Consider the following 20,086-nt stretch of genomic DNA (forward strand, 5'->3'; position numbering starts at 1 on the left):
TTTTGATGCGGTGTTAATCTGTTTACAAAAAAGCAACATCATTAACAGAGTGGATCAGGCACGGATTACTCGACCGGAAAGGCCTTTTAAGCGGCTTGCGGGGACGGCAACTGCACCGTGTTGCCTGGTTATCCGCACTTTTTGTATTGCGAGCGTGGCGGTGGATTAACTAGCCGTTATAGGGATAGCAGGACGGGATATTAATTGGGACGGCCGAGCTGCCTATACGGCAGTGAATAATAAAGGGAACGCCTGCGGCCCCTTGAGCCTACATTTCTGAGCTGTCTGTGCGGCAGTGAACGATCCAAATCAGCGGCGCGTGGTCGAATGTATTTTCTAAGCTGCCTGTGCGGCAGTGAACCCACTGAGCGGGCCGGTATGGCCTTGTCTTGATTTCTAAGCTGCCTGTGCGGCAGTGAACTTTCGGTAAAGACACATGGCCGCGCCGCTTAATTTTCTAAGCTGCCTGTGCGGCAGTGAACTAGTTTTTCTTCGGTAGCCGCCTCGTTCTCAGTTTCTAAGCTGCCTGTGCGGCAGTGAACAGCCTGGTTACTGAAATCCAGGCACTGCTATCTTTCTAAGCTGCCTGTGCGGCAGTGAACTTGGAGCATGCCAGGCTGCGTACAGAACTGTTTTTCTAAGCTGCCTGTGCGGCAGTGAACGGCTCTTTCTATTGCGGTGAAGATGCAATTAATTTCTAAGCTGCCTGTACGGCAGTGAACAATAATATCCGGCGGGGTTCCCCGCCGGTTAATTTTTAAGCTGCCTGTACGGCAGTGAACGTGCTGCTGATGCCGTTAGCGGCGTGGTAGACTTTCTAAGCTGCCTGTACGGCAGTGAACACAGGTTTTTCTCTGCTGCAATAGATCTGTCATTTCTAAGCTGCCTGTACGGCAGTGAACAAGTCCTTTTTCTGGCATAGCCGTCTCCTTGATTTCTAAGCTGCCTGTACGGCAGTGAACAGTTGGCGACACAACATAACGCACTTATGTTAAAAGAATTTTGACCAAAACCCGATAAAACCCCTCTTTTTCATCCATTACTTAATCTCCTTATAAAACAGCCCGTTGAAATACCCCTCAAAAAAAGGGTTTCAGCGCCCTGCTTTAAACTCATCCGCGGCCTGCTACCCACTTTCGTGGCAAAAAACGCAGTTATAATCGGATAACCCTGCACACTATAAGTCTTGCATTTTTCATCAAAGGAATGGCGCTGCGCTGTTTTATTGAGTATTTGCAGGCGTTTAATCAGAAAAATGACGCGGAAATGAGATAAAAAAACGGCCCCTTTCGGAGCCGCTTCGAATGCTTTTAGCGCTTACTTCTTCTTCGCTTTCGCATTTGGCAGATCGGTGATGCTGCCTTCGAAGATTTCCGCCGCCAGGCCTACCGACTCGTGCAGCGTCGGGTGAGCATGGATAGTCAGCGCGATATCTTCGGCGTCGCAGCCCATTTCGATAGCCAGACCGATTTCGCCCAGCAGCTCGCCGCCGTTGGTGCCAACAACGGCCCCGCCGATCACGCGATGCGTCTCTTTATCGAAAATCAGCTTGGTCATGCCGTCTGCGCAATCGGAAGCGATAGCACGGCCTGATGCCGCCCACGGGAAGGTCGCCGTCTCGTAGCTGATGCCCTTCTCTTTCGCTTCTTTCTCGGTCAGGCCAACCCAGGCAACTTCCGGCTCGGTATAGGCGATAGATGGGATCACTTTTGGATCGAAGTAGTGCTTCTTGCCGGAGATCACTTCCGCCGCTACGTGGCCTTCGTGCACGCCTTTATGCGCCAGCATTGGCTGACCAACGATGTCGCCGATAGCGAAAATGTGCGGCACGTTGGTACGCATCTGCTTATCGACACGGATAAAGCCGCGATCGTCCACTTCCACGCCCGCTTTACCGGCATCCAGACCTTTACCGTTCGGCACGCGGCCAATCGCCACCAGCACCGCGTCGTAACGCTGTGGTTCAGCAGGCGCTTTTTTGCCTTCCATCGTGACGTAGATACCATCTTCTTTGGCTTCTACCGCGGTCACTTTGGTTTCCAGCATCAGGTTGAACTGCTTCTCGATGCGCCTGGTGAAGACTTTCACCACGTCTTTATCGGCCGCAGGGATCACCTGATCGAACATCTCAACCACGTCAATCTGAGAACCCAGCGCGTGATAAACGGTACCCATTTCCAGGCCGATGATGCCGCCGCCCATGACCAGCATACGCTCAGGCACTTCTTTCAGCTCCAGCGCGGCGGTGGAATCCCACACACGTGGATCTTCATGCGGAATAAACGGCAGCTGAATAGGACGAGAACCGGCAGCGATAATCGCGTTATCGAAGTTGATAGTGGTGCCGCCGTTTTCGCCGTCAACGAACATAGTGTTCGCGCCGGTGAACTTAGCTTCGCCGGTGACCACTTTCACTTTACGGCCTTTCGCCATACCGGCCAGACCGCCGGTCAGCTGATTAATGACCTTCTCTTTCCAGGTACGGATTTTGTTGATGTCGGTTTGCGGCTTGCCGAACACCACGCCGTGTTCTTCCAGCGCTTTGGCTTCTTCAATGACTTTCGCCACGTGCAGCAGCGCTTTGGAAGGAATACAGCCCACGTTCAGGCAAACGCCGCCCAGGGTGCTGTAACGCTCAACAATCACGGTCTCCAGACCTAAATCAGCAGCGCGAAATGCCGCAGAGTAACCTGCCGGACCTGCCCCAAGTACCACGACCTGAGTTTTAATTTCTGTACTCATCATGACCTCTTAGTTAACTGGCGGATATCCATCCACCGGTTCGTATTCAGGGCAAGAGTTTACAGAATTGTTAACAGAGTGCAAACAACCTGCCCCAAACCATCACAACTTGTCGACTAAAACAGCGAGAGTCGGCTATAAGAAGGCCGGCATAAGCCGGCCAGAGTACTTTTACATCACCAGTCGGCGAATATCGGCTAACAGATTGCCGACGATGGTGATAAAGCGGGCACCGTCAGCCCCGTCGATAACGCGGTGGTCGAAGGAAAGAGAGATTGGCATCATCAGACGCGGCACAAACTCTTTACCGTTCCAGACCGGCTCCATCGCGGATTTAGAGACGCCCAGGATAGCTACTTCCGGCGCGTTGACGATCGGCGCAAAGTGCGTGGTGCCAAGACCGCCAAGGCTGGAGATAGTGAAGCAGCCGCCCTGCATGTCGCTGGCCGTCAGCTTGCCGTCGCGCGCTTTTTTCGAGGTTGCCATCAGCTCGCGGGAAAGCTCGGTGATGCCTTTTTTATTCACGTCCTTAAAGACCGGAACCACCAGGCCGTTAGGCGTATCGACCGCCACGCCGATGTTGATATATTTTTTCAACGTCAGCTTCTGCGCGTCTTCAGAAAGCGAGCTGTTAAAGCGCGGCATCTGCTCCAGCGCGGCGGCAACGGCTTTCATAATGAACACAACCGGCGTGTATTTCACGTCCAGCTTGCGCTTCTCGGCTTCGGCGTTCTGCTGTTTACGGAACGCTTCCAGATCGGTGATATCGGTTTTGTCGAAGTGCGTAACGTGCGGGATCATCACCCAGTTACGGCTCAGGTTCGCGCCAGAGATTTTCTGGATGCGGCCCAGCTCGACTTCTTCGATTTCGCCGAACTTGCTGAAGTCCACTTTCGGCCACGGCAGCATGCCTGGCAGACCACCGCCGCTGGCGGCAGCCGCTGGCGCGGTCTCGGCGCGTTTCACCGCGTCTTTCACGTACGCCTGCACGTCTTCTTTCAGAATACGGCCTTTACGTCCCGTACCTTTTACCTTCGCCAGGTTAACGCCGAACTCGCGCGCCAGACGACGGATAACCGGCGTGGCGTGGACGTAGGCGTCGTTCTCGGAGAAGTCGCCTTTTGCTTCCGCTTTCGCCGGAGCCGGTGCCGTAGCAGGCGCCGCTTTGGCTTCCTGCGGAGCCGGAGCCGCTTCCTGTTTCGCTGCCGGAGCAGGCGCCGCGCCTGCCACTTCAAAGATCATAATCAGCGAGCCGGTGCTGACTTTGTCACCGGTCGCGATTTTGATCTCTTTTACCGTGCCGGCAAACGGCGCAGGCACTTCCATCGAGGCCTTGTCGCCTTCGACGGTGATCAGTGACTGCTCGGCTTCGACTTTGTCGCCAACCTTAACCATCACCTCGGTGACTTCAACTTCGTCGCCGCCGATGTCCGGCACCTGCACTTCTTTCGCGCCGCTGGTCGCCGCAGGCGCCGCTGCCGCTTCTTCTTTCATTGCTGGCTTCGGCGCTTCGGCCGGTGCTGCGCCTTCCGCTTCGAAGATCATAATCAGCGAGCCGGTGCTGACTTTGTCGCCGGTCGCGATTTTGATCTCTTTTACCGTGCCGGCAAACGGCGCAGGCACTTCCATTGAGGCCTTGTCGCCTTCGACGGTAATCAGCGACTGCTCGGCTTCGACTTTATCGCCAACCTTGACCAGGATCTCGGTGACTTCAACTTCATCACCACCGATGTCCGGCACGTTGACCTCTTTGCTTTCCGCTTTGGCAGCCGGCGCCGCTTCTTTCTTCTCTTCTTTTGCTTCCGCTTTGGCTGGCGCTGGCGCAGCCGTGTCGGCAGATTCAAAGATCATAATCAGCGAGCCGGTTTCCACTTTGTCGCCGGTAGAAATTTTAATTTCTTTGACCACGCCCGCTTCTGGCGAAGGCACTTCCATTGAGGCTTTGTCGCCTTCAACGACGATCAACGACTGCTCTGCTTCCACTTTGTCGCCGACCTTGACCAGGATCTCGGTGACTTCCACTTCGTCGGAACCGATGTCCGGTACTTTAATTTCGATAGCCATTACTCTTTACCTCTTATGCCAGACGCGGGTTGACTTTATCGGCATCGATATTGAATTTGGTGATGGCTTCCGCCACCACTTTCTTATCGATCTCGCCGCGTTTAGCCAGTTCGCCCAGCGCTGCAACCACCACGTAAGACGCGTCCACTTCGAAGTGGTGACGCAGATTTTCGCGGCTGTCGGAACGACCGAAACCATCCGTGCCCAGCACGCGATAGTCGCTGGCTGGAATATAGGTACGGATCTGCTCGGCGAACAGTTTCATATAGTCGGTTGAAGCCACGGCCGGTGCGTCGTGCATGATCTGCGCAACGTAAGGCACGCGAGGCGCTTCAGTTGGGTGCAGCATGTTCCAGCGCTCGCAGTCCTGACCGTCACGAGCCAGTTCGGTGAAGGAGGTCACGCTGTAAACATCGGAGCCAACGCCGTAGTCTTTCGCCAGGATCTGTGCCGCTTCACGAACGTGACGCAGGATAGAGCCTGAACCCAACAGCTGGACTTTACCTTTGCTGCCTTCTACCGTTTCCAGCTTGTAGATACCTTTACGGATACCTTCTTCTGCGCCCTGCGGCATCGCCGGCATGTGGTAGTTTTCGTTCAGCGTGGTGATGTAGTAGTAGATGTTTTCCTGCGCTTCGCCGTACATACGCACCAGACCGTCATGCATGATAACGGCGACTTCGTAAGCGTAAGCCGGATCGTAAGAGATGCAGTTAGGGATAGTCAGCGACTGAATGTGGCTGTGACCATCTTCATGCTGCAAGCCTTCGCCATTCAGCGTGGTACGACCGGAGGTGCCGCCAACCAGGAAGCCGCGCGCCTGCTGGTCGCCCGCCGCCCAGCACAGATCGCCGATACGCTGGAAGCCAAACATCGAGTAGTAGATGTAGAACGGGATCATCGGCAGGTTGTTGGTGCTGTAGGACGTTGCCGCCGCCAGCCAGGATGCGCCTGCGCCCAGTTCGTTGATGCCTTCCTGCAGGATCTGACCTTTCTCATCTTCTTTGTAGTAGGCAACCTGCTCACGGTCCTGCGGCGTGTACTGCTGGCCGTTCGGGCTGTAGATGCCGATCTGACGGAACAGGCCTTCCATACCAAAGGTACGCGCTTCGTCGGCGATGATCGGCACCAGACGATCTTTGATCGACTTGTTCTTCAGCATCACGTTCAGGGCACGCACAAAGGCGATCGTGGTGGAAATCTCTTTGTTCTGCTCATCCAGCAGCTGACGGAAGTCTTCCAGCGCAGGCATCTCCAGCTTCTCGCTGAAGTTAGGCTGACGCGTCGGCAGATAGCCGCCCAGCTTCTCGCGCTGGCCATGCAGATATTTGTACTCTTCCGACTCTTTGTCGAAGGTGACGTACGGCAGGCTTTCGATTTTGTCATCTTCTACCGGCACGTTGAAACGATCGCGGATGTAGCGTACGCCATCCATGTTCATTTTCTTCACCTGGTGAGCGATGTTCTTGCCTTCTGCCGTGTCGCCCATACCATAGCCTTTAATGGTATGCGCCAGGATCACCACAGGTTTGCCTTTGGTGTCCTGCGCTTTTTTCAGCGCCGCGTAGATTTTCTTCGGATCGTGGCCGCCACGGTTCAGCGCCCAAATCTCGTCGTCGGTCATATCTTTGACCAGCTCGGCGGTCTCCGGATATTTACCGAAGAAGTGCTCGCGCACGTAGGCGCCATCGCGGGATTTAAAGGTCTGATAGTCGCCGTCAACGGTTTCATTCATCAGCTGGATCAGCTTGCCGCTGGTATCTTTGCGCAGCAGCTCGTCCCAGCGTCCGCCCCAGATAACCTTGATCACTTCCCAGCCTGCGCCGCCAAAGATGCCGCTCAGCTCGTTGATGATTTTGCCGTTGCCGGTTACCGGGCCGTCCAGGCGCTGCAGGTTACAGTTGATGATGAACACCAGGTTGTCCAGCTTCTCGCGGGTGGCGATGGTGATCGCGCCTTTGGATTCCGGCTCGTCCATCTCGCCATCGCCCAGGAAGGCGTAAACGGTCTGCTGTGAGGTATCTTTCAGGCCACGGTGCTCAAGATACTTGAGGAATTTCGCCTGGTAGATCGCGCCGATTGGGCCAAGACCCATCGAAACGGTCGGGAACTGCCAGAAATCCGGCATCAGTTTTGGATGCGGATAAGAAGAGAGGCCTTTGCCGTGCACTTCCTGACGGAAGTTGTTCATCTGCTCTTCGGTCAGGCGGCCTTCCAGGAAAGCACGCGCGTAAACGCCCGGCGAAATGTGGCCCTGGAAGTACACCAGGTCGCCGCCGTCTTTTTCGCTGCGCGCGCGGAAGAAGTGGTTAAAGCACACTTCATAAATGGTCGCCGAGGACTGGAAGGAAGACATATGGCCGCCCAGCTCCAGATCTTTCTTCGATGCACGCAGAACGGTCATGATGGCGTTCCAGCGGATGGCGGAACGGATACGACGTTCCAGCGAGGTATTACCCGGATAGTCAGGTTCGTCCTCAACGGCGATAGAGTTAATGTAGCTGCCGGCCCCAGTGCCCGCCGCTACCTTTACGCCGCCTTTGCGTGCTTCGCTCAATACCTGATCGATCAGGAACTGCGCGCGCTCCACGCCCTCTTCACGGATGACCGATTCGATCGCCTGTAGCCAGTCGCGAGTTTCAATCGGATCCACGTCATTGTGTAAACGTTCTGACATGGGGGTATTCCTTATCTGTGTCTAATACGTTGAATTGTCTGGAGCCTGTCTCTCTGTCCTCTGGCTCAGTGCAAAACACAGAGAGACAGGCCCTTCGTGGTTGTCGCGTTATGATTACGCGTTAATCCTTACGCTGCTGTAATCGGCGCAGGGAGCGCTCTCTTCGGCTCTGTTCCCGGCTTCTGTCCAGCAATATTTCCTCGATAAACGCCAGATGGCGGTGTGAGGCCTCGCGTGCCTTTTCGGGTTCGCGCGCCACAATCGCCTCGAAAATACTGGCGCGGTGACCGCTCACTTTCGCCAGCATTTCGCGGCGCGAGTAGAGCAATTCAAAATTCTGTCGGACGTTCTGTTGCAGCATCGGCCCCATTGAGCGTAGCAAATGCAGCAGCACCACATTATGAGCCGCCTCTGTGACAGCTATCTGATACTGCATGACCGCGTTGGCTTCGGCATCAAGGTCGCCGCTCTCCTGCGCGGTCTGGATTTGCAGATGGCAATCCCGGATACGTGCCAGATCTTCTTCCGTTCCTCGTAGCGCCGCATAGTAGGCCGCTATCCCTTCCAGCGCGTGGCGCGTTTCCAGCAGATCGAACTGCGATTCAGGGTGATCGGCCAGCAGTTCCACCAGCGGATCGCTCAGGCTTTGCCAGAGGTTAGTCTTTACAAAAGTGCCACCGCCCTGACGGCGCAGCAGCAGGCCTTTTGCTTCCAGACGCTGGATAGCTTCACGCAAAGAGGGACGGGAGACGTCGAACTGTTTAGCCAGCTCGCGTTCAGGGAGGAGCTTTTCACCGGGACGCAGCGTCCCTTCCATAATCAAGGACTCAAGCTGCTGCTCGATAGCATCGGATAGCTTTGGTTGGCGGATTTTGCTGTAGGCCATCATCCCTTCTTCGTGCCGTTTGCCCGAGTAAATTGGTCATACCAATTGCAAAAAGGAGCCCGTAAAGTAACAAAGTATTCACCTGATGTCTATATGGCAACGGCGCAAAACCAGACGCATGTCTCGTTTTACGGGCGCGAATTAACGCCTTATAACAGGTTAAACGCGTCAGAAAGAATGTTAAAAAAATTAACTTTTCTGAAGGAGACCAGGCAGTTAATGGCGCCCGATTAACGGCGTCATAAGTAAAATCGATTCGTCTTCAGGCATCCTTTATGACAAAAACAAACGTTGCCGAAACCTGTTTTTTTTTGCAGCCGTCCCGGCTTAAACAGAAAGCGAGTGCATTACCCGGCGCTTATCATTATTCTTATCGCGAAAGTAGAGGCAGCCCCGCTTTTGCGGGGTTTCTTATGTAAACATTTAAGTACACCTATCGTAATAAAATGATGACAAAGGCTCGCCCTTAGTACAATAACGAGACCAAGAGGATCACTATGGAACAACAGCAGGGCGATATGCTGAAGCGCGGCCTGAAAAACCGCCATATTCAGCTAATTGCATTAGGCGGCGCCGTCGGCACCGGCCTTTTTCTGGGGATCGCACAAACCATTAAAATGGCGGGCCCGTCCGTCTTACTGGGCTACGCCATCGGCGGCTTTATCGCCTTTTTAATTATGCGCCAGCTGGGCGAAATGATCGTGGAAGAGCCGGTTGCCGGTTCTTTCAGCCATTTTGCCTATAAATACTGGGGCAACTTTGCCGGTTTCGCTTCCGGCTGGAACTACTGGGTGCTCTATATCCTGGTCGCGATGGCGGAACTGACCGCCGTCGGGCAGTATATTCAGGTCTGGTGGCCCGCGTTTCCTTCCTGGGCCGCCGCCGCCATCTTCTTTGTGCTGATTAACGCTATCAACCTGACCAGCGTAAAAATCTTTGGCGAAATGGAGTTCTGGCTGGCGATTGTGAAAGTGGTCGCCGTGGTGGCGATGATTGTGTTCGGCTGCTGGCTGCTGTTCAGCGGTCATGGCGGCCCGGATGCGAAGATCAGCAATATCTGGGCGATCGGCGGCTTTTTCCCGCACGGCGTGGGCGGACTGGTGATGGCGATGGCGATCATTATGTTCTCTTTCGGCGGCCTGGAGCTGGTAGGCATCACGGCGGCCGAAGCGGATGACCCGCAAAAAAGCATTCCGCAGGCCACCAACCAGGTGATCTGGCGTATCCTGATCTTTTATGTCGGCTCGATTATCGTGCTGCTTTCGCTTTATCCCTGGACAAAAGTTACCGCCAACAGCAGCCCGTTTGTGATGATTTTCCACGACCTGGGTGAAAGCCTGGCGGCGAACGTGCTGAACCTGGTGTTTTTAACGGCGGCGCTCTCCGTTTATAACAGCTGCGTCTATTCCAACAGCCGGATGCTTTACGGCCTGGCCCGTCAGGGCAACGGCCCGAAGGCGCTGCTGAAGGTTGACCGTCGTGGCGTGCCTTACGTGGCACTGGCGCTCTCAGCCGCTACCACGGCGATTTGCGTGCTGGTGAACTATCTGATGCCGGGCGAGGCGCTGGGCCTGTTTATGGCGCTGGTGGTCTCCGCGCTGGTGATCAACTGGGCGATGATCAGCTACGCCCATCTGAAGTTCCGCCAGGCGAAAGCGCGCGAAGGCGTGCAGACTCGCTTCAAGGCGCTGCTCTATCCCGCCGGCAACTGGATTTGCCTGCTGTTTATGATCGGCATTCTGGTCATTATGGCGATGACGCCGGGCATGGCGATTTCCGTATGGCTTATTCCGCCGTGGATTATCGTGCTGGCCATTGGCTACGCGGTAAAAAACCGGCTGCAAAAAGCCTGATGACCCGGGGCGCTTCGGCGCCCTTTTTACTGCGCGCTAATCCTCCAGCCTGCCTTACCTTTTATGGCCCTCACCGCGCGAATTGCCAGCTTACTCACACTTTTCCGGTTACAGCCGTTTTGTCCATCTCTGCAACCTTTTGCGCCAGCGCAAGACGCTATTAAGCCAGTGATAATCTCTGCTTCATCCTGTGGGAGAGATTATCCATGAAGAGCGCGGCGCTTTCGGTAAAAGAGAAGATTGGCTATGGCATGGGAGACGCGGGCTGCAATATGATCGGCGGCGCGATCATGCTTTTCCTTAACTATTTTTATACGGATGTCTTTGGCCTTGCGCCCGCGCTGGTCGGCGTCCTGCTGCTTTCCGTGCGCGTGCTGGATGCGATTACCGACCCCATTATGGGCGCGCTGGCCGACAGAACGCAGAGCCGCTGGGGACGTTTTCGCCCCTGGCTGCTATGGATTTCCCTGCCCTATGTGCTGTTCAGCGTGCTGATGTTTACCACGCCGGACTGGAGCTATGACAATAAGGTTATCTATGCGTTTGCCACCTACTTTCTGATGTCGTTAACCTATACCGCTATCAATATTCCTTACTGCTCGCTTGGCGGCGTGATTACCAACGATCCCGGCGAACGCGTCTCCTGCCAGTCTTACCGCTTTGTGATGGTCGGCATCGCCACGCTGATCCTGTCGCTCTCCCTGCTGCCGATGGCGGAATGGTTCGGCGGCGACGACAAAGCGCGCGGCTACCAGATGGCGATGAGCGTGCTGGCCTTTATCGGTCTCTGCATGTTCCTTTTTTGCTTCGCCACGGTGCGTGAACGCATTCATCCTGCCGTACCGAGCAACAGCGATCTGAAATCCGATTTACGGGACGTGTGGAAAAACGACCAGTGGGTGCGCATCCTGCTGCTGACCTTTTGTAACGTCTGTCCCGGCTTTATCCGCATGGCGGCCACCATGTACTACGTCACCTGGGTCATGGGGCAAACGACCCATTTCGCCACGCTGTTTATCAGCCTGGGCGTAATAGGCATGATGCTGGGCAGCACGTTGGCCAAAGTGTTGACCGATCGCTGGTGCAAACTGAAAGTCTTCTTCTGGACCAATATCGTGCTGGCGCTGTTCTCCTGCGGCTTCTATTTCCTGGATCCGCACGCTACGGTACTGATTGTGGTGATGTACTTCCTGCTGAATATTCTGCATCAGATCCCTTCGCCGCTGCACTGGTCGCTGATGGCGGACGTGGACGATTACGGCGAGTGGAAAACCGGCAAGCGCATTACCGGCATCAGCTTTTCAGGCAATCTGTTTTTCCTCAAGGTTGGCCTGGCCGTAGCGGGCGCGATGGTTGGCTTCCTGCTCTCTTTTTACGGCTACGACGCGGGCGCGAAAGCCCAGTCGCCGCTGGCCGTCAACGGCATCACGCTGCTGTTTACCATTATTCCGGGCGTCGGTTATCTGATTACCGCTGGCGTGGTCAGGCTGCTGAAGGTTGACCGACCAACGATGCAAAAAATCCAGCTGGATTTGGAACAGCGTCGCCATAATTTCCGCGAACTTAACGATTATCATCACGGCAAAGCGCCGGTTAAACCAGAAGGAACAGGAGCATGAGCAGTCACTGGCCCGTCCCCCTTATTGCACAGCGCGCCGATCCCTTTATTCTGCGCCATCGGCAGCATTACTATTTTATCGCCTCCGTACCTGAATACGATCGGCTTGAGCTGCGCCGCGCCGCGACCTTAGCCGATCTGGCGGCAGCCGAAGCCGTCGTGGTCTGGAAAAAACACGCCAGCGGCGAAATGAGCGAGCTGATTTGGGCGCCTGAACTGCATCTTATTGATAACGTCTGGGTCATCTTTTTTGCCGCCGCGCCGTCCAGAGAAATCAAAGATGGGCTGTTCCAGCACCGCATGTTCGCTATCGCCTGTCATGATGACGATCCGCTTACCGGCGCCTGGCATGAATGCGGTCAGGTCGTGACGCCCATCGACAGTTTTGCGCTGGACGCGACCCACTTCGTGCATCAGGACAGAAACTGGTATCTGTGGGCGCAAAAAGATCCGGCGATCCCCGGCAACTCCAATCTCTATCTGGCCGAACTGGAAACGCCCTGGTCGCTGAAAAGCGCGCCGGTGATGCTGAGTCGGCCTGAGTTCGACTGGGAATGCGTGGGCTTCAGCGTCAACGAAGGGCCTGCGGTTATTCGTCACGGCAACCGCCTGTTCGTCAGCTATTCGGCCAGCGCGACGGATGAAAACTACTGTATGGGCCTGCTGTGGATCGACGTTGCTGCCGATCCGATGAAAGCGGAAAACTGGCAAAAATCCCCTCAGCCGGTCTTTAAAACCAGTTGGGAAAACCGCCAGTTCGGGCCGGGGCATAACAGCTTTACGGTAACGGAAAAGGGTGAGGACGTACTGGTTTATCATGCGAGAGACTACACGGAAATCGAAGGCGATCCGCTTTACGATCCCAACCGGCACACCTGCATTAAAACCTTTACCTGGGATAGCGACGGCATGCCGGTCTTTGGCGAACCGCCGGCGGCCGTGGATTAACAAAGCCGTTAATTTGATGCCGGGCAGGCGAGTTTATTGGCGCTGCGGTCGGCAACCTGACGACTATCCCGGTTATTTCCACTTTGGTATCCAAAGCAACCGGCTATATTGGAAAACGGATCGGTAGCTGGATTGGCAGCAGCGTGGGTAATCTTATCGAGGGAGGGTTTGGCACCAACGACAGCGCGGCTGCCTGAGCAATAACCTGACAGCCAATAATCCGGCCTGCGGGCCGGATTATTCCTGCTATACCAGCGCGCCGTAAATAGTCAGCAGCGCCACCACTACCACGATCACCAGCGACACTTTCTTGGCCAGCGCAACGGCAATTCGCGGCGTTTGCACCTTGTCCGTATGCAGATCGCGCGCCAGCGAAAACTGCGCCAGTCGGGTCAGCACCTGATATTGCGAGGTATGCCGGTCGCCCAATGAAGCAAACCAGGCCGGCAGCGCGCGTTCGCCATGTCCCAATAAGGCATAGGCAACTCCCGCCAGTCTTACCGGGATCCAGTCAACGCAGTGCAGAATAGCATCCACGCCGGATTGCGACCGTTCCAGTGGCGTATAACGACGCGCCAGCCAGCTCTGCCACGCGCGCAGAAAAGCATATCCCACCAGCAGAACCGGTCCCCATGGGCCGCCCACGACAAACCAGAACAGCGGTGCCAGATAAAAGCGGTAGTTAATCCACAGCAGCGCATTTTGCAGTTCGCAGAGATATTCGCGCTCGTTACACTCCATCGGCAGGCCGTGGATCAGCGTCAGCTCTTCTGCCATGGCGCTGTGCGCGTCCGTATCGTTATGGCTGGCCGCTTTCAGATAGGCATGATAATGCAGCCTTACCGACCCCGCACCGATGCATAACAGCCCAACGGCAATCCAGAACAGCAGCTGTAAAACGCCGAAAAAAAGGCCCTTCAGCGCCAGTAAACAGAGTGCGACCACCGCCATCGCCGCCAGCGTCATCGCCAGCGTGCGCAGCAGCGAAAAGCGCCGCTGACGACGGAACAACCGGGCCAGATGGTGATCCAACTGCCAGTGCTCGCCCATTTTAAACAAGCGTTCCCAACCCAGAACCAATAACAAACTAAAAAGCGTCATGCCTGTTACTCCTGCTGTACAGCGGAGGGATCGTGCTCCAGCCCGCTCCGAAATCTTTCCCAGTCAAACGCCGGTCCGGGATCGGTTTTTCTTTCCGGCGCGATATCACTATGCCCGGTAATATTTTCGACTATTTGCGGATAGTGCTTTGCCAGTAAACGGGTCACCGCCTGCAAAGCCTGGTATTGCGCATCGGTGTAGGGCAGCACATCGGTGCCTTCCAGCTCAATGCCAACAGAAAAATCATTGCAGGCCTCCCGTCCCTGATAGCAGGAAACGCCCGCGTGCCAGGCGCGTAAATCAAAAGGCACGTACTGGATGATTTCGCCATCGCGACGGATCAGGCAATGCGCGGAAACCCGCAGATGCGCGATATCCGCAAAGAAAGGATGGGCCCCGGCATCCAGCTGGCCGGTAAATAGCGCATCGATCCACGGGCCGCCGAACTCGCCCGGCGGCAGGCTGATATTATGAATAACCAGAAGCGTGGGCGTTTCGTTTTGCGGGCGCTGATTAAAATGCGGCGACGGCACCCGCTTCACGCCGGTCAGCCAGCCTGACTGCAACTGCATGGCCTGCTCTCCTTTTCTATAGATAACATCAGAGTAACATGAATCCCTGACGCGGGAAGCCCCGCCGCCGCAGAAACAGCTCGGGGAAGTTTCGTCGCTTTTTGCCCTGTCAGGCGGCAAAAAATCGGCTGCCCTGGCGCAGTAACCGACTCGCCAGCCGCAGGTAAAAAAGCTAGCATGGTTCTCTCTTCAATCCGCCCTTTTGGAGTTTGACCATGACAACCCGTCGCTACGATGCGGACAGCCGCCGTGCCGCGCTGTTGGAACGTATTAAGGATGATATTCCTCCTGCCGTCGCCCTGGCGCTGCGAGAAGACCTGGGCGGCGAGATCGACGCCAGCCGGGATATTACCGCCAGCCTGTTACCAGAAGATGCCCGCTCTCATGCCGTAGTGATTACCCGTGAACCGGGTATTTTCTGCGGGAAACGCTGGGTCGAAGAAGTTTTTATCCAGCTTGGTAATAAGACGCAGATGATTTGGCACGTGGAGGATGGTGACGCGATCGTCGCCAACCAGCCGCTGTTTGAAGTAACCGGCCCTTCCTCGCTGATACTGACAGCGGAACGCACCGCGCTGAATTTTGTCCAGACGTTATCCGGCGTGGCGACCGAGGTCAGCCGCTATGTGGCTATGCTTGAAGGCACCAAAACGCAGCTGCTGGATACGAGAAAAACGCTGCCGGGACTGCGCACCGCGCTGAAGTATGCCGTGCTGTGCGGCGGCGGCGCTAACCACCGACTGGGCCTTTCCGACGCTTTCCTGATCAAGGAAAACCATATTATCGCCACCGGTTCAGTACGCCAGGCCGTGGAAAAGGCGTTTTGGCTGCATCCGGACGTGCCGGTGGAAGTTGAGGTTGAATCGCTGGACGAGCTTAGTCAGGCGATCGAGGCCGGGGCGGATATCATCATGCTGGATAACTTCAGCGTTGAGCAGATGCGGGAAGCGGTGCGCCTGACCAACGGCCGCGCGCTGCTGGAGGTTTCCGGCAACGTCACCGACGAGACGTTACGGACTTTCGCCGAAACGGGCGTGGATTACATCTCGGTCGGCGCGCTAACCAAGCACGTGCGGGCGTTGGATCTCTCCATGCGCTTTCGCCCCGCTGCCGCCCATTAATTTTACCTGTCATTTTAACGCCGTCTCCGGATGGCGTTTTCGCTCCCATCACTGAATTTTGCGAGCCGTCTTCCCGCCTTTTTGTGTGCTGATGTAATAGCGAAAGAATTCCTGCTGCCCTTCTTCGGAAACGTTTTTTTGCCGCTGGCCTGCGTTTTTTTTCAGCGGTACGTTGCTGACTCCTTAAACACATGGAAGTCAACATCATGAAAAATCAGCAGGGATTTACCCTGGTCGAACTAATGATAGTTATCGCTATCATCGCCATTCTCAGCGCTATCGGCCTGCCGGCTTACCAGAACTATCTGCAAAAAGCCGCGCTGACCGATATGCTGCAAACGGCAATGCCTTTTAAAACCGCCGTGGAGCTGTGCGCCATCGAGCACGGCGGCGCGGAAAGCTGTAGCGCAGGCAGCAACGGCGTGCCGTCCGGGAAAGGGTCGCGCTATGTTGCCACTGTGGCCGTGCAGGGCGGCGCGCTGACGCTGACGGGCCAGGAGAGCCTGAATGGCCTGACGGTAACAATGAAACCGCAGTGGGACGGTGCCGAAGGCCAAATCGGCTGGCAGCGCACCTGCGCCACCCAGCAAACGGGGCTGAAAGAAGCCTGTGAAAATATCTTCCGCTTTGACGATGACAGCGAGGTGGCGGAATGACAGCGTCTTCCTCTCTGCAGGCCGTCGAGGCCCTTTGTCAACGTCATCACGCCGTGGTGCTTTCGCTTACGCCGCAGCGGCTGCACATCGCGATGGCGACGCCGCCCTCGGCCGATATGATGGCGGCGCTGCGTTTTACCGCTCAGGGCGCGATTGAGATTGAGTACTGGCCACCGGCGCGACTGGAACAGTATCGACAGGATCGTCCGGCCGCATCGGAACCTGCGGCGGCACAAAGCGAAACCACCATCCAGCGTATCGACAATCTGTTGGCGCTGGCGATACAGCAGCGCGCGTCCGATATCCACATCGAACCTCAGGCCGACGCGTTACGCATCCGTTTTCGGGTGGATGGCGTGCTGCAAAACGTGCCGACTTCGCCAGCCGACAACGCCGCGGCGCTGCTGGCAAGGCTGAAAATAGTCGCTAACCTGGATATCGCCGAACGCCGGATCCCGCAGGATGGCCAGTTCACGCTGGCACTGTTGGGAAAACCCGCTTCCTTTCGCCTCTCGACGCTGCCCACGCGCTGCGGTGAAAAAGCGGTTATCCGACTGCTGCAAACTGACACCCAGTCCGTGTCGCTGGAGAATCTCGGCATGTCGCCAGCGGCGCTGCGCTGCTTTCGCGAGGCGCTGGCGAGGCCGCAGGGGCTGATTCTGGTTACCGGCCCTACCGGCAGCGGGAAAACCTTTACCCTTTACAGCGGGCTGAGCTCGCTTAACACGCCGGGCCGCAACCTGTGCAGCGTGGAAGATCCCGTGGAAATCCCGCTGCCGGGCATTAATCAAACCCAGGTACATCCTAAAACCGGACTTGATTTCAACCGCGTGCTACGCGCTCTTCTGCGTCAGGATCCCGACGTAATTATGATTGGCGAAATCCGCGATGCGGAAACGGCGGAAATCGCCATCAAGGCGGCGCAGACCGGCCATCTGGTTCTGTCGACTTTGCATACCAACTCCACGGCGGAAACGCTGACCCGGCTAAGGCAAATCGGCATTCCCGGCTACCAGCTTGCCTCCGCGCTAAAGCTGGTTATCGCCCAGCGTCTGGTACGCCGTCTCTGCCCGCACTGTCGCGAACCCGCCGAAGCGCTGGCCCATTTCCCTCAGGATCTCTGGCCGGGTACGGTGCAAAACTGGCGCGCCGTCGGCTGCGAACGCTGCTATTCCGGCTTTTATGGCAGGCTGGCGCTGTTCGAGCTGCTTCCCGTTAATGCGCGGCTGCAAAATGCTATCGCGACCGACAGCGCTCAGGAGGCGCTGCTGAAAATTACCCGGCAGCAAAATATAAACTCGCTGTTTGTAGAAGGACTACATAGCGTGAATAAAGGCGAAACCACGCTGGCAGAGCTGAATCGAATTGTCGGTAATGACGATGACTGATCCGCTGTTAGTGGAATGGCAGGCCATGGACAAAGAAGGCGCTTTTCATCAGGGAGCCTGTTTTTGCCGTGGCCGCCAGGAAGCAACGGAACGGCTCATGGCGCTCGACCTGCTGCCGCTAAAGGTTAGCAAAGGGCGCCGCTATCGCGCCGGCGACTGGAAATGGCAGCACAAGATTACCTTTTTCCGCGAGCTGGCTACGCTTTTGCAGGCAGGCATGACGCTTTCTGCCAGCCTGCGGCTGACGGCTGAAGGCCATGCCGATCCCGGCTGGCAGGCTTTACTCACGCAGATAGAGCAAAGCGTGTCGGAAGGCATACCCTTTTCACAGGCGCTGGCCGACTGGCCTGTAGTTTTCCCACCGCTCTACCCTGCCCTGATCGCGGTTGGCGAACTGACCGGCAGAATGGACGAATGCTGTCTGCGGCTGGCCGGTCAGCAGGAAAGAGAACAACAGCTGCAAAAGAAAGTAATGAAAGCGCTGCGCTACCCGCTGTTTGTGGTCGCCGTCGCGCTGCTGGTCAGCATCGGGATGCTGGTTTTCGTTTTGCCGGAGTTTGTAGCTATCTATCGTTCCTTTAACGCGCCGCTACCGGCTTTTACCGCGGCCATAATCGCGCTGTCCGAGGGGCTGCAGCGTTATGGCATGCTTATTTTGCCGCTGGCCTTCGGCAGCCTCGCTTACTGGCGCTGGCAGAGCCGTCGCCTGCCCGTCTGGCAGCGTAACGAGCAGCGATGTCTGTTACAGCTGCCGCTTATCGGCAGGCTTTATCGCGGTGGCCAGCTCAGCCGTATCTTTCTGACCCTGACGCTGACGCAGCAGGCTGGTCTGACGCTGTTGCAGGGGCTGCAGGCGGTAGAGAAAACGCTCGATCATCTGCTGTGGCGGGAGGCGATAGTCGCCCTGCAGCAGCATATCGCCGCCGGTAACCCGCTGTACCAGGCGCTGGCACAGCACGAGCTTTTCACGCCGCTGTGTTACCAGCTGATTAAGGTGGGCGAAGAGGCTGGCGCGCTGGACAGCCTGCTGCTGCGGCTGGGGGAATGGCATGAGGCCAGCACGCATGAGCTGGCGGATAATCTGGCCGCCGCGCTGGAACCGTTAATGATGATCGTTACCGGCGTGCTGGTCGGCACGCTGGTAGTCGCGATGTACTTGCCCATCTTTAACCTGGGCGATGCTTTGGGATAGTGACCGTTTTGACCAGGCGATATATTCACACAGAGGACGTATTAAGACAGACAACGCTTTAAGGCAGGCAATGTTTTGAAGCAGGTAACATTTTGGGACAGGCGACGCTTTAAGGCAGGCAAAGTGATGCCGTTCTGCCAGGCAGGGTGTGAAAGCGACAGCGTAAAAACCTGCCGCTCAGCGCAAGCGGCAGGCCGGTTGCCGACTTTAACGGTTGAACACCCGGTTTTCCTGCTCCGCCACGCGGATAAAGGTCGTGCGCTTGGTCAGCTCTTTCAGCCGCTCAGCGCCAACGTAGGTACAGGCAGAGCGCAGGCCGCCAAGAATGTCTCGCGCCGTGTTGTCTACCGGGCCGCGAACGGGAAGCTTAACGGTTTTGCCTTCTGCCGCCCGATAGCCCGCCACGCCGCCAACGTGCCGGTTCATCGCAGATTCAGAACTCATGCCGTAAAACAGCATAAACTGCTCGCCGTCCTCTTCCACCAGCGTGCCTTCGCATTCATCATGCGCGGCCAGCATCCCGCCGAGCATCACAAAATCGGCGCCGCCGCCGAAGGCTTTCGCCACGTCGCCCGGTACCGAACAGCCGCCGTCGCTGACAATTTGACCGCCCAGCCCATGCGCCGCATCCGCACATTCAATTACGGCGGAAAGCTGCGGATAGCCTACGCCAGTTTTCACCCTTGTAGTACAGACGGATCCGGGGCCGATGCCCACCTTCACGATATCGGCACCGGAAAGGATAAGCTCCTCCACCATTTCGCCCGTCACTACGTTACCCGCACAGATAGTTTTATCCGGGCAGGCCTCGCGAGCGCGCTGTAAAAACTCGACAAAGTGTTCGGAGTAGCCGTTAGCAACGTCAATACAAATGAAATTTAACGCGGGCGACAGCGCGAGGATCTGCTGCATTTTAACGAAATCGGCATCGGAAGTGCCGGTAGAAACCATCACGTATTGCAGTACGCTTTCAGGTACGCGATCGATAAAGGCCTGCCATTGTGCCACGCTATAATGCTTGTGAACGGCGGTAAGGACCTGGAATGAGGCCAGCGCTTCCGCCATGCTGAAGGTGCCGACGGTATCCATATTGGCGGCAATGATCGGCACGCCTGACCAGGCGACGCCGGAGTGTTTGAAGGTGAACTGACGGTTCAGGTCAACCTGTGAACGACTCTTCAACGTGGAACGCTTGGGGCGGATCAGGACATCTTTAAAACCTAGCTTAATATCTTCTTCAATACGCATAAATCACTTCCTGGTTGATG

14 protein-coding genes and 1 CRISPR repeat array are annotated in these 20,086 nt (G+C 56.3%); of the genes, 7 read left to right on the plus strand and 7 right to left on the minus strand.

Features of this window, described 5'->3' with window-relative positions:
• Positions 1–273 precede the first annotated feature (273 nt).
• A CRISPR array of direct repeats spans positions 274–962; the repeat unit is 28 nt; unit sequence TTTCTAAGCTGCCTGTGCGGCAGTGAAC.
• A 355-nt stretch (positions 963–1,317) separates the two neighbouring features.
• The 4 genes from lpdA to pdhR all read right to left on the minus strand — a co-directional run bounded on the left by lpdA (position 1,318) and on the right by pdhR (position 8,369).
• Positions 1,318–2,742 (minus strand): dihydrolipoyl dehydrogenase, encoded by a 1,425-nt coding sequence (gene lpdA / locus AB3U87_RS09480; RefSeq protein ID WP_125289022.1) that lies wholly within the window; start codon positions 2,740–2,742, stop codon positions 1,318–1,320.
• A 171-nt stretch (positions 2,743–2,913) separates the two neighbouring features.
• A complete protein-coding gene (aceF, locus tag AB3U87_RS09485; protein ID WP_394148889.1) occupies positions 2,914–4,806 on the minus strand; it encodes a pyruvate dehydrogenase complex dihydrolipoyllysine-residue acetyltransferase in 1,893 nt (630 codons plus the stop codon).
• A gap of 13 nt (positions 4,807–4,819) precedes the next feature.
• Positions 4,820–7,483: a pyruvate dehydrogenase (acetyl-transferring), homodimeric type gene (aceE, locus tag AB3U87_RS09490; protein WP_253455258.1), complete on the minus strand. Its 2,664-nt coding sequence runs from the start codon at positions 7,481–7,483 to the stop codon at positions 4,820–4,822.
• A 121-nt stretch (positions 7,484–7,604) separates the two neighbouring features.
• On the minus strand, positions 7,605–8,369 hold the full coding sequence (pdhR, locus tag AB3U87_RS09495) for a pyruvate dehydrogenase complex transcriptional repressor PdhR (protein WP_253455259.1): 765 nt from the start codon (positions 8,367–8,369) through the stop codon (positions 7,605–7,607).
• Positions 8,370–8,866: 497 nt separating this feature from the next.
• On the opposite strand from pdhR, the gene AB3U87_RS09500 reads away from it, so the two are divergent.
• From AB3U87_RS09500 to AB3U87_RS09510, 3 genes are all read left to right on the plus strand, one after another.
• Positions 8,867–10,222 carry an amino acid permease gene (locus AB3U87_RS09500; protein WP_253455260.1) on the plus strand — a complete coding sequence of 452 codons (1,356 nt, stop codon included), beginning with the start codon at positions 8,867–8,869 and terminating at the stop codon, positions 10,220–10,222.
• Positions 10,223–10,428: 206 nt separating this feature from the next.
• Positions 10,429–11,841 carry a glycoside-pentoside-hexuronide (GPH):cation symporter gene (locus AB3U87_RS09505; protein ID WP_253455261.1) on the plus strand — a complete coding sequence of 471 codons (1,413 nt, stop codon included), beginning with the start codon at positions 10,429–10,431 and terminating at the stop codon, positions 11,839–11,841.
• On the plus strand, positions 11,838–12,788 hold the full coding sequence (locus tag AB3U87_RS09510) for a glycoside hydrolase family 43 protein (protein ID WP_394148890.1): 951 nt from the start codon (positions 11,838–11,840) through the stop codon (positions 12,786–12,788). The genes AB3U87_RS09505 and AB3U87_RS09510 overlap by 4 nt, the downstream gene beginning before the upstream one ends.
• A 246-nt stretch (positions 12,789–13,034) precedes the next feature.
• Here AB3U87_RS09510 and ampE read toward each other — a convergent pair whose 3' ends face one another.
• Together ampE and ampD are read right to left on the minus strand one after the other, a co-directional pair.
• Positions 13,035–13,889: a beta-lactamase regulator AmpE gene (gene ampE, locus AB3U87_RS09515; protein ID WP_253455263.1), complete on the minus strand. Its 855-nt coding sequence runs from the start codon at positions 13,887–13,889 to the stop codon at positions 13,035–13,037.
• A gap of 5 nt (positions 13,890–13,894) precedes the next feature.
• On the minus strand, positions 13,895–14,461 hold the full coding sequence (ampD, locus tag AB3U87_RS09520; RefSeq protein WP_394148891.1) for a 1,6-anhydro-N-acetylmuramyl-L-alanine amidase AmpD: 567 nt from the start codon (positions 14,459–14,461) through the stop codon (positions 13,895–13,897).
• Between the two features lie 215 nt (positions 14,462–14,676).
• Between ampD and nadC the strand changes: the two genes are divergently transcribed.
• The 4 genes from nadC (at position 14,677) to hofC (ending at position 18,818) form a co-directional block, all read left to right on the plus strand.
• A complete protein-coding gene (gene nadC / locus AB3U87_RS09525) occupies positions 14,677–15,582 on the plus strand; it encodes a carboxylating nicotinate-nucleotide diphosphorylase (RefSeq protein WP_301730707.1) in 906 nt (301 codons plus the stop codon).
• 206 nt (positions 15,583–15,788) lie between these two features.
• The gene (gene ppdD, locus AB3U87_RS09530; RefSeq protein WP_253455266.1) at positions 15,789–16,238 is read left to right on the plus strand and encodes a prepilin peptidase-dependent pilin; all 450 of its coding nucleotides are present in this window, start codon (positions 15,789–15,791) and stop codon (positions 16,236–16,238) included.
• Positions 16,235–17,626: a type II secretion system protein GspE gene (gspE, locus tag AB3U87_RS09535; RefSeq protein ID WP_394148892.1), complete on the plus strand. Its 1,392-nt coding sequence runs from the start codon at positions 16,235–16,237 to the stop codon at positions 17,624–17,626. The genes ppdD and gspE overlap by 4 nt, the downstream gene beginning before the upstream one ends.
• A complete protein-coding gene (gene hofC, locus AB3U87_RS09540; RefSeq protein WP_394148916.1) occupies positions 17,619–18,818 on the plus strand; it encodes a protein transport protein HofC in 1,200 nt (399 codons plus the stop codon). Before gspE ends, hofC begins: the two co-directional genes overlap by 8 nt.
• Before the next feature lie 207 nt (positions 18,819–19,025).
• Here hofC and AB3U87_RS09545 read toward each other — a convergent pair whose 3' ends face one another.
• Positions 19,026–20,066 carry a GMP reductase gene (locus AB3U87_RS09545; protein WP_253455268.1) on the minus strand — a complete coding sequence of 347 codons (1,041 nt, stop codon included), beginning with the start codon at positions 20,064–20,066 and terminating at the stop codon, positions 19,026–19,028.
• Positions 20,067–20,086 lie beyond the last annotated feature (20 nt).

The organism is Erwinia plantamica (genome assembly GCF_043420595.1).
In the GTDB taxonomy this organism is placed as follows: Bacteria; Pseudomonadota; Gammaproteobacteria; order Enterobacterales; family Enterobacteriaceae; genus Erwinia; species Erwinia aeris.

Coding starts and splice junctions, on each gene's coding strand:
- lpdA (WP_125289022.1), bottom strand. CDS start 2,742: ATGAGTACAGAAATTAAAACTCAGGTCGTGGTACTTGGGGCAGGTCCG.
- aceF (WP_394148889.1), bottom strand. CDS start 4,806: ATGGCTATCGAAATTAAAGTACCGGACATCGGTTCCGACGAAGTGGAA.
- aceE (WP_253455258.1), bottom strand. CDS start 7,483: ATGTCAGAACGTTTACACAATGACGTGGATCCGATTGAAACTCGCGAC.
- pdhR (WP_253455259.1), bottom strand. CDS start 8,369: ATGGCCTACAGCAAAATCCGCCAACCAAAGCTATCCGATGCTATCGAG.
- AB3U87_RS09500 (WP_253455260.1), top strand. CDS start 8,867: ATGGAACAACAGCAGGGCGATATGCTGAAGCGCGGCCTGAAAAACCGC.
- AB3U87_RS09505 (WP_253455261.1), top strand. CDS start 10,429: ATGAAGAGCGCGGCGCTTTCGGTAAAAGAGAAGATTGGCTATGGCATG.
- AB3U87_RS09510 (WP_394148890.1), top strand. CDS start 11,838: ATGAGCAGTCACTGGCCCGTCCCCCTTATTGCACAGCGCGCCGATCCC.
- ampE (WP_253455263.1), bottom strand. CDS start 13,889: ATGACGCTTTTTAGTTTGTTATTGGTTCTGGGTTGGGAACGCTTGTTT.
- ampD (WP_394148891.1), bottom strand. CDS start 14,461: ATGCAGTTGCAGTCAGGCTGGCTGACCGGCGTGAAGCGGGTGCCGTCG.
- nadC (WP_301730707.1), top strand. CDS start 14,677: ATGACAACCCGTCGCTACGATGCGGACAGCCGCCGTGCCGCGCTGTTG.
- ppdD (WP_253455266.1), top strand. CDS start 15,789: ATGAAAAATCAGCAGGGATTTACCCTGGTCGAACTAATGATAGTTATC.
- gspE (WP_394148892.1), top strand. CDS start 16,235: ATGACAGCGTCTTCCTCTCTGCAGGCCGTCGAGGCCCTTTGTCAACGT.
- hofC (WP_394148916.1), top strand. CDS start 17,619: ATGACTGATCCGCTGTTAGTGGAATGGCAGGCCATGGACAAAGAAGGC.
- AB3U87_RS09545 (WP_253455268.1), bottom strand. CDS start 20,066: ATGCGTATTGAAGAAGATATTAAGCTAGGTTTTAAAGATGTCCTGATC.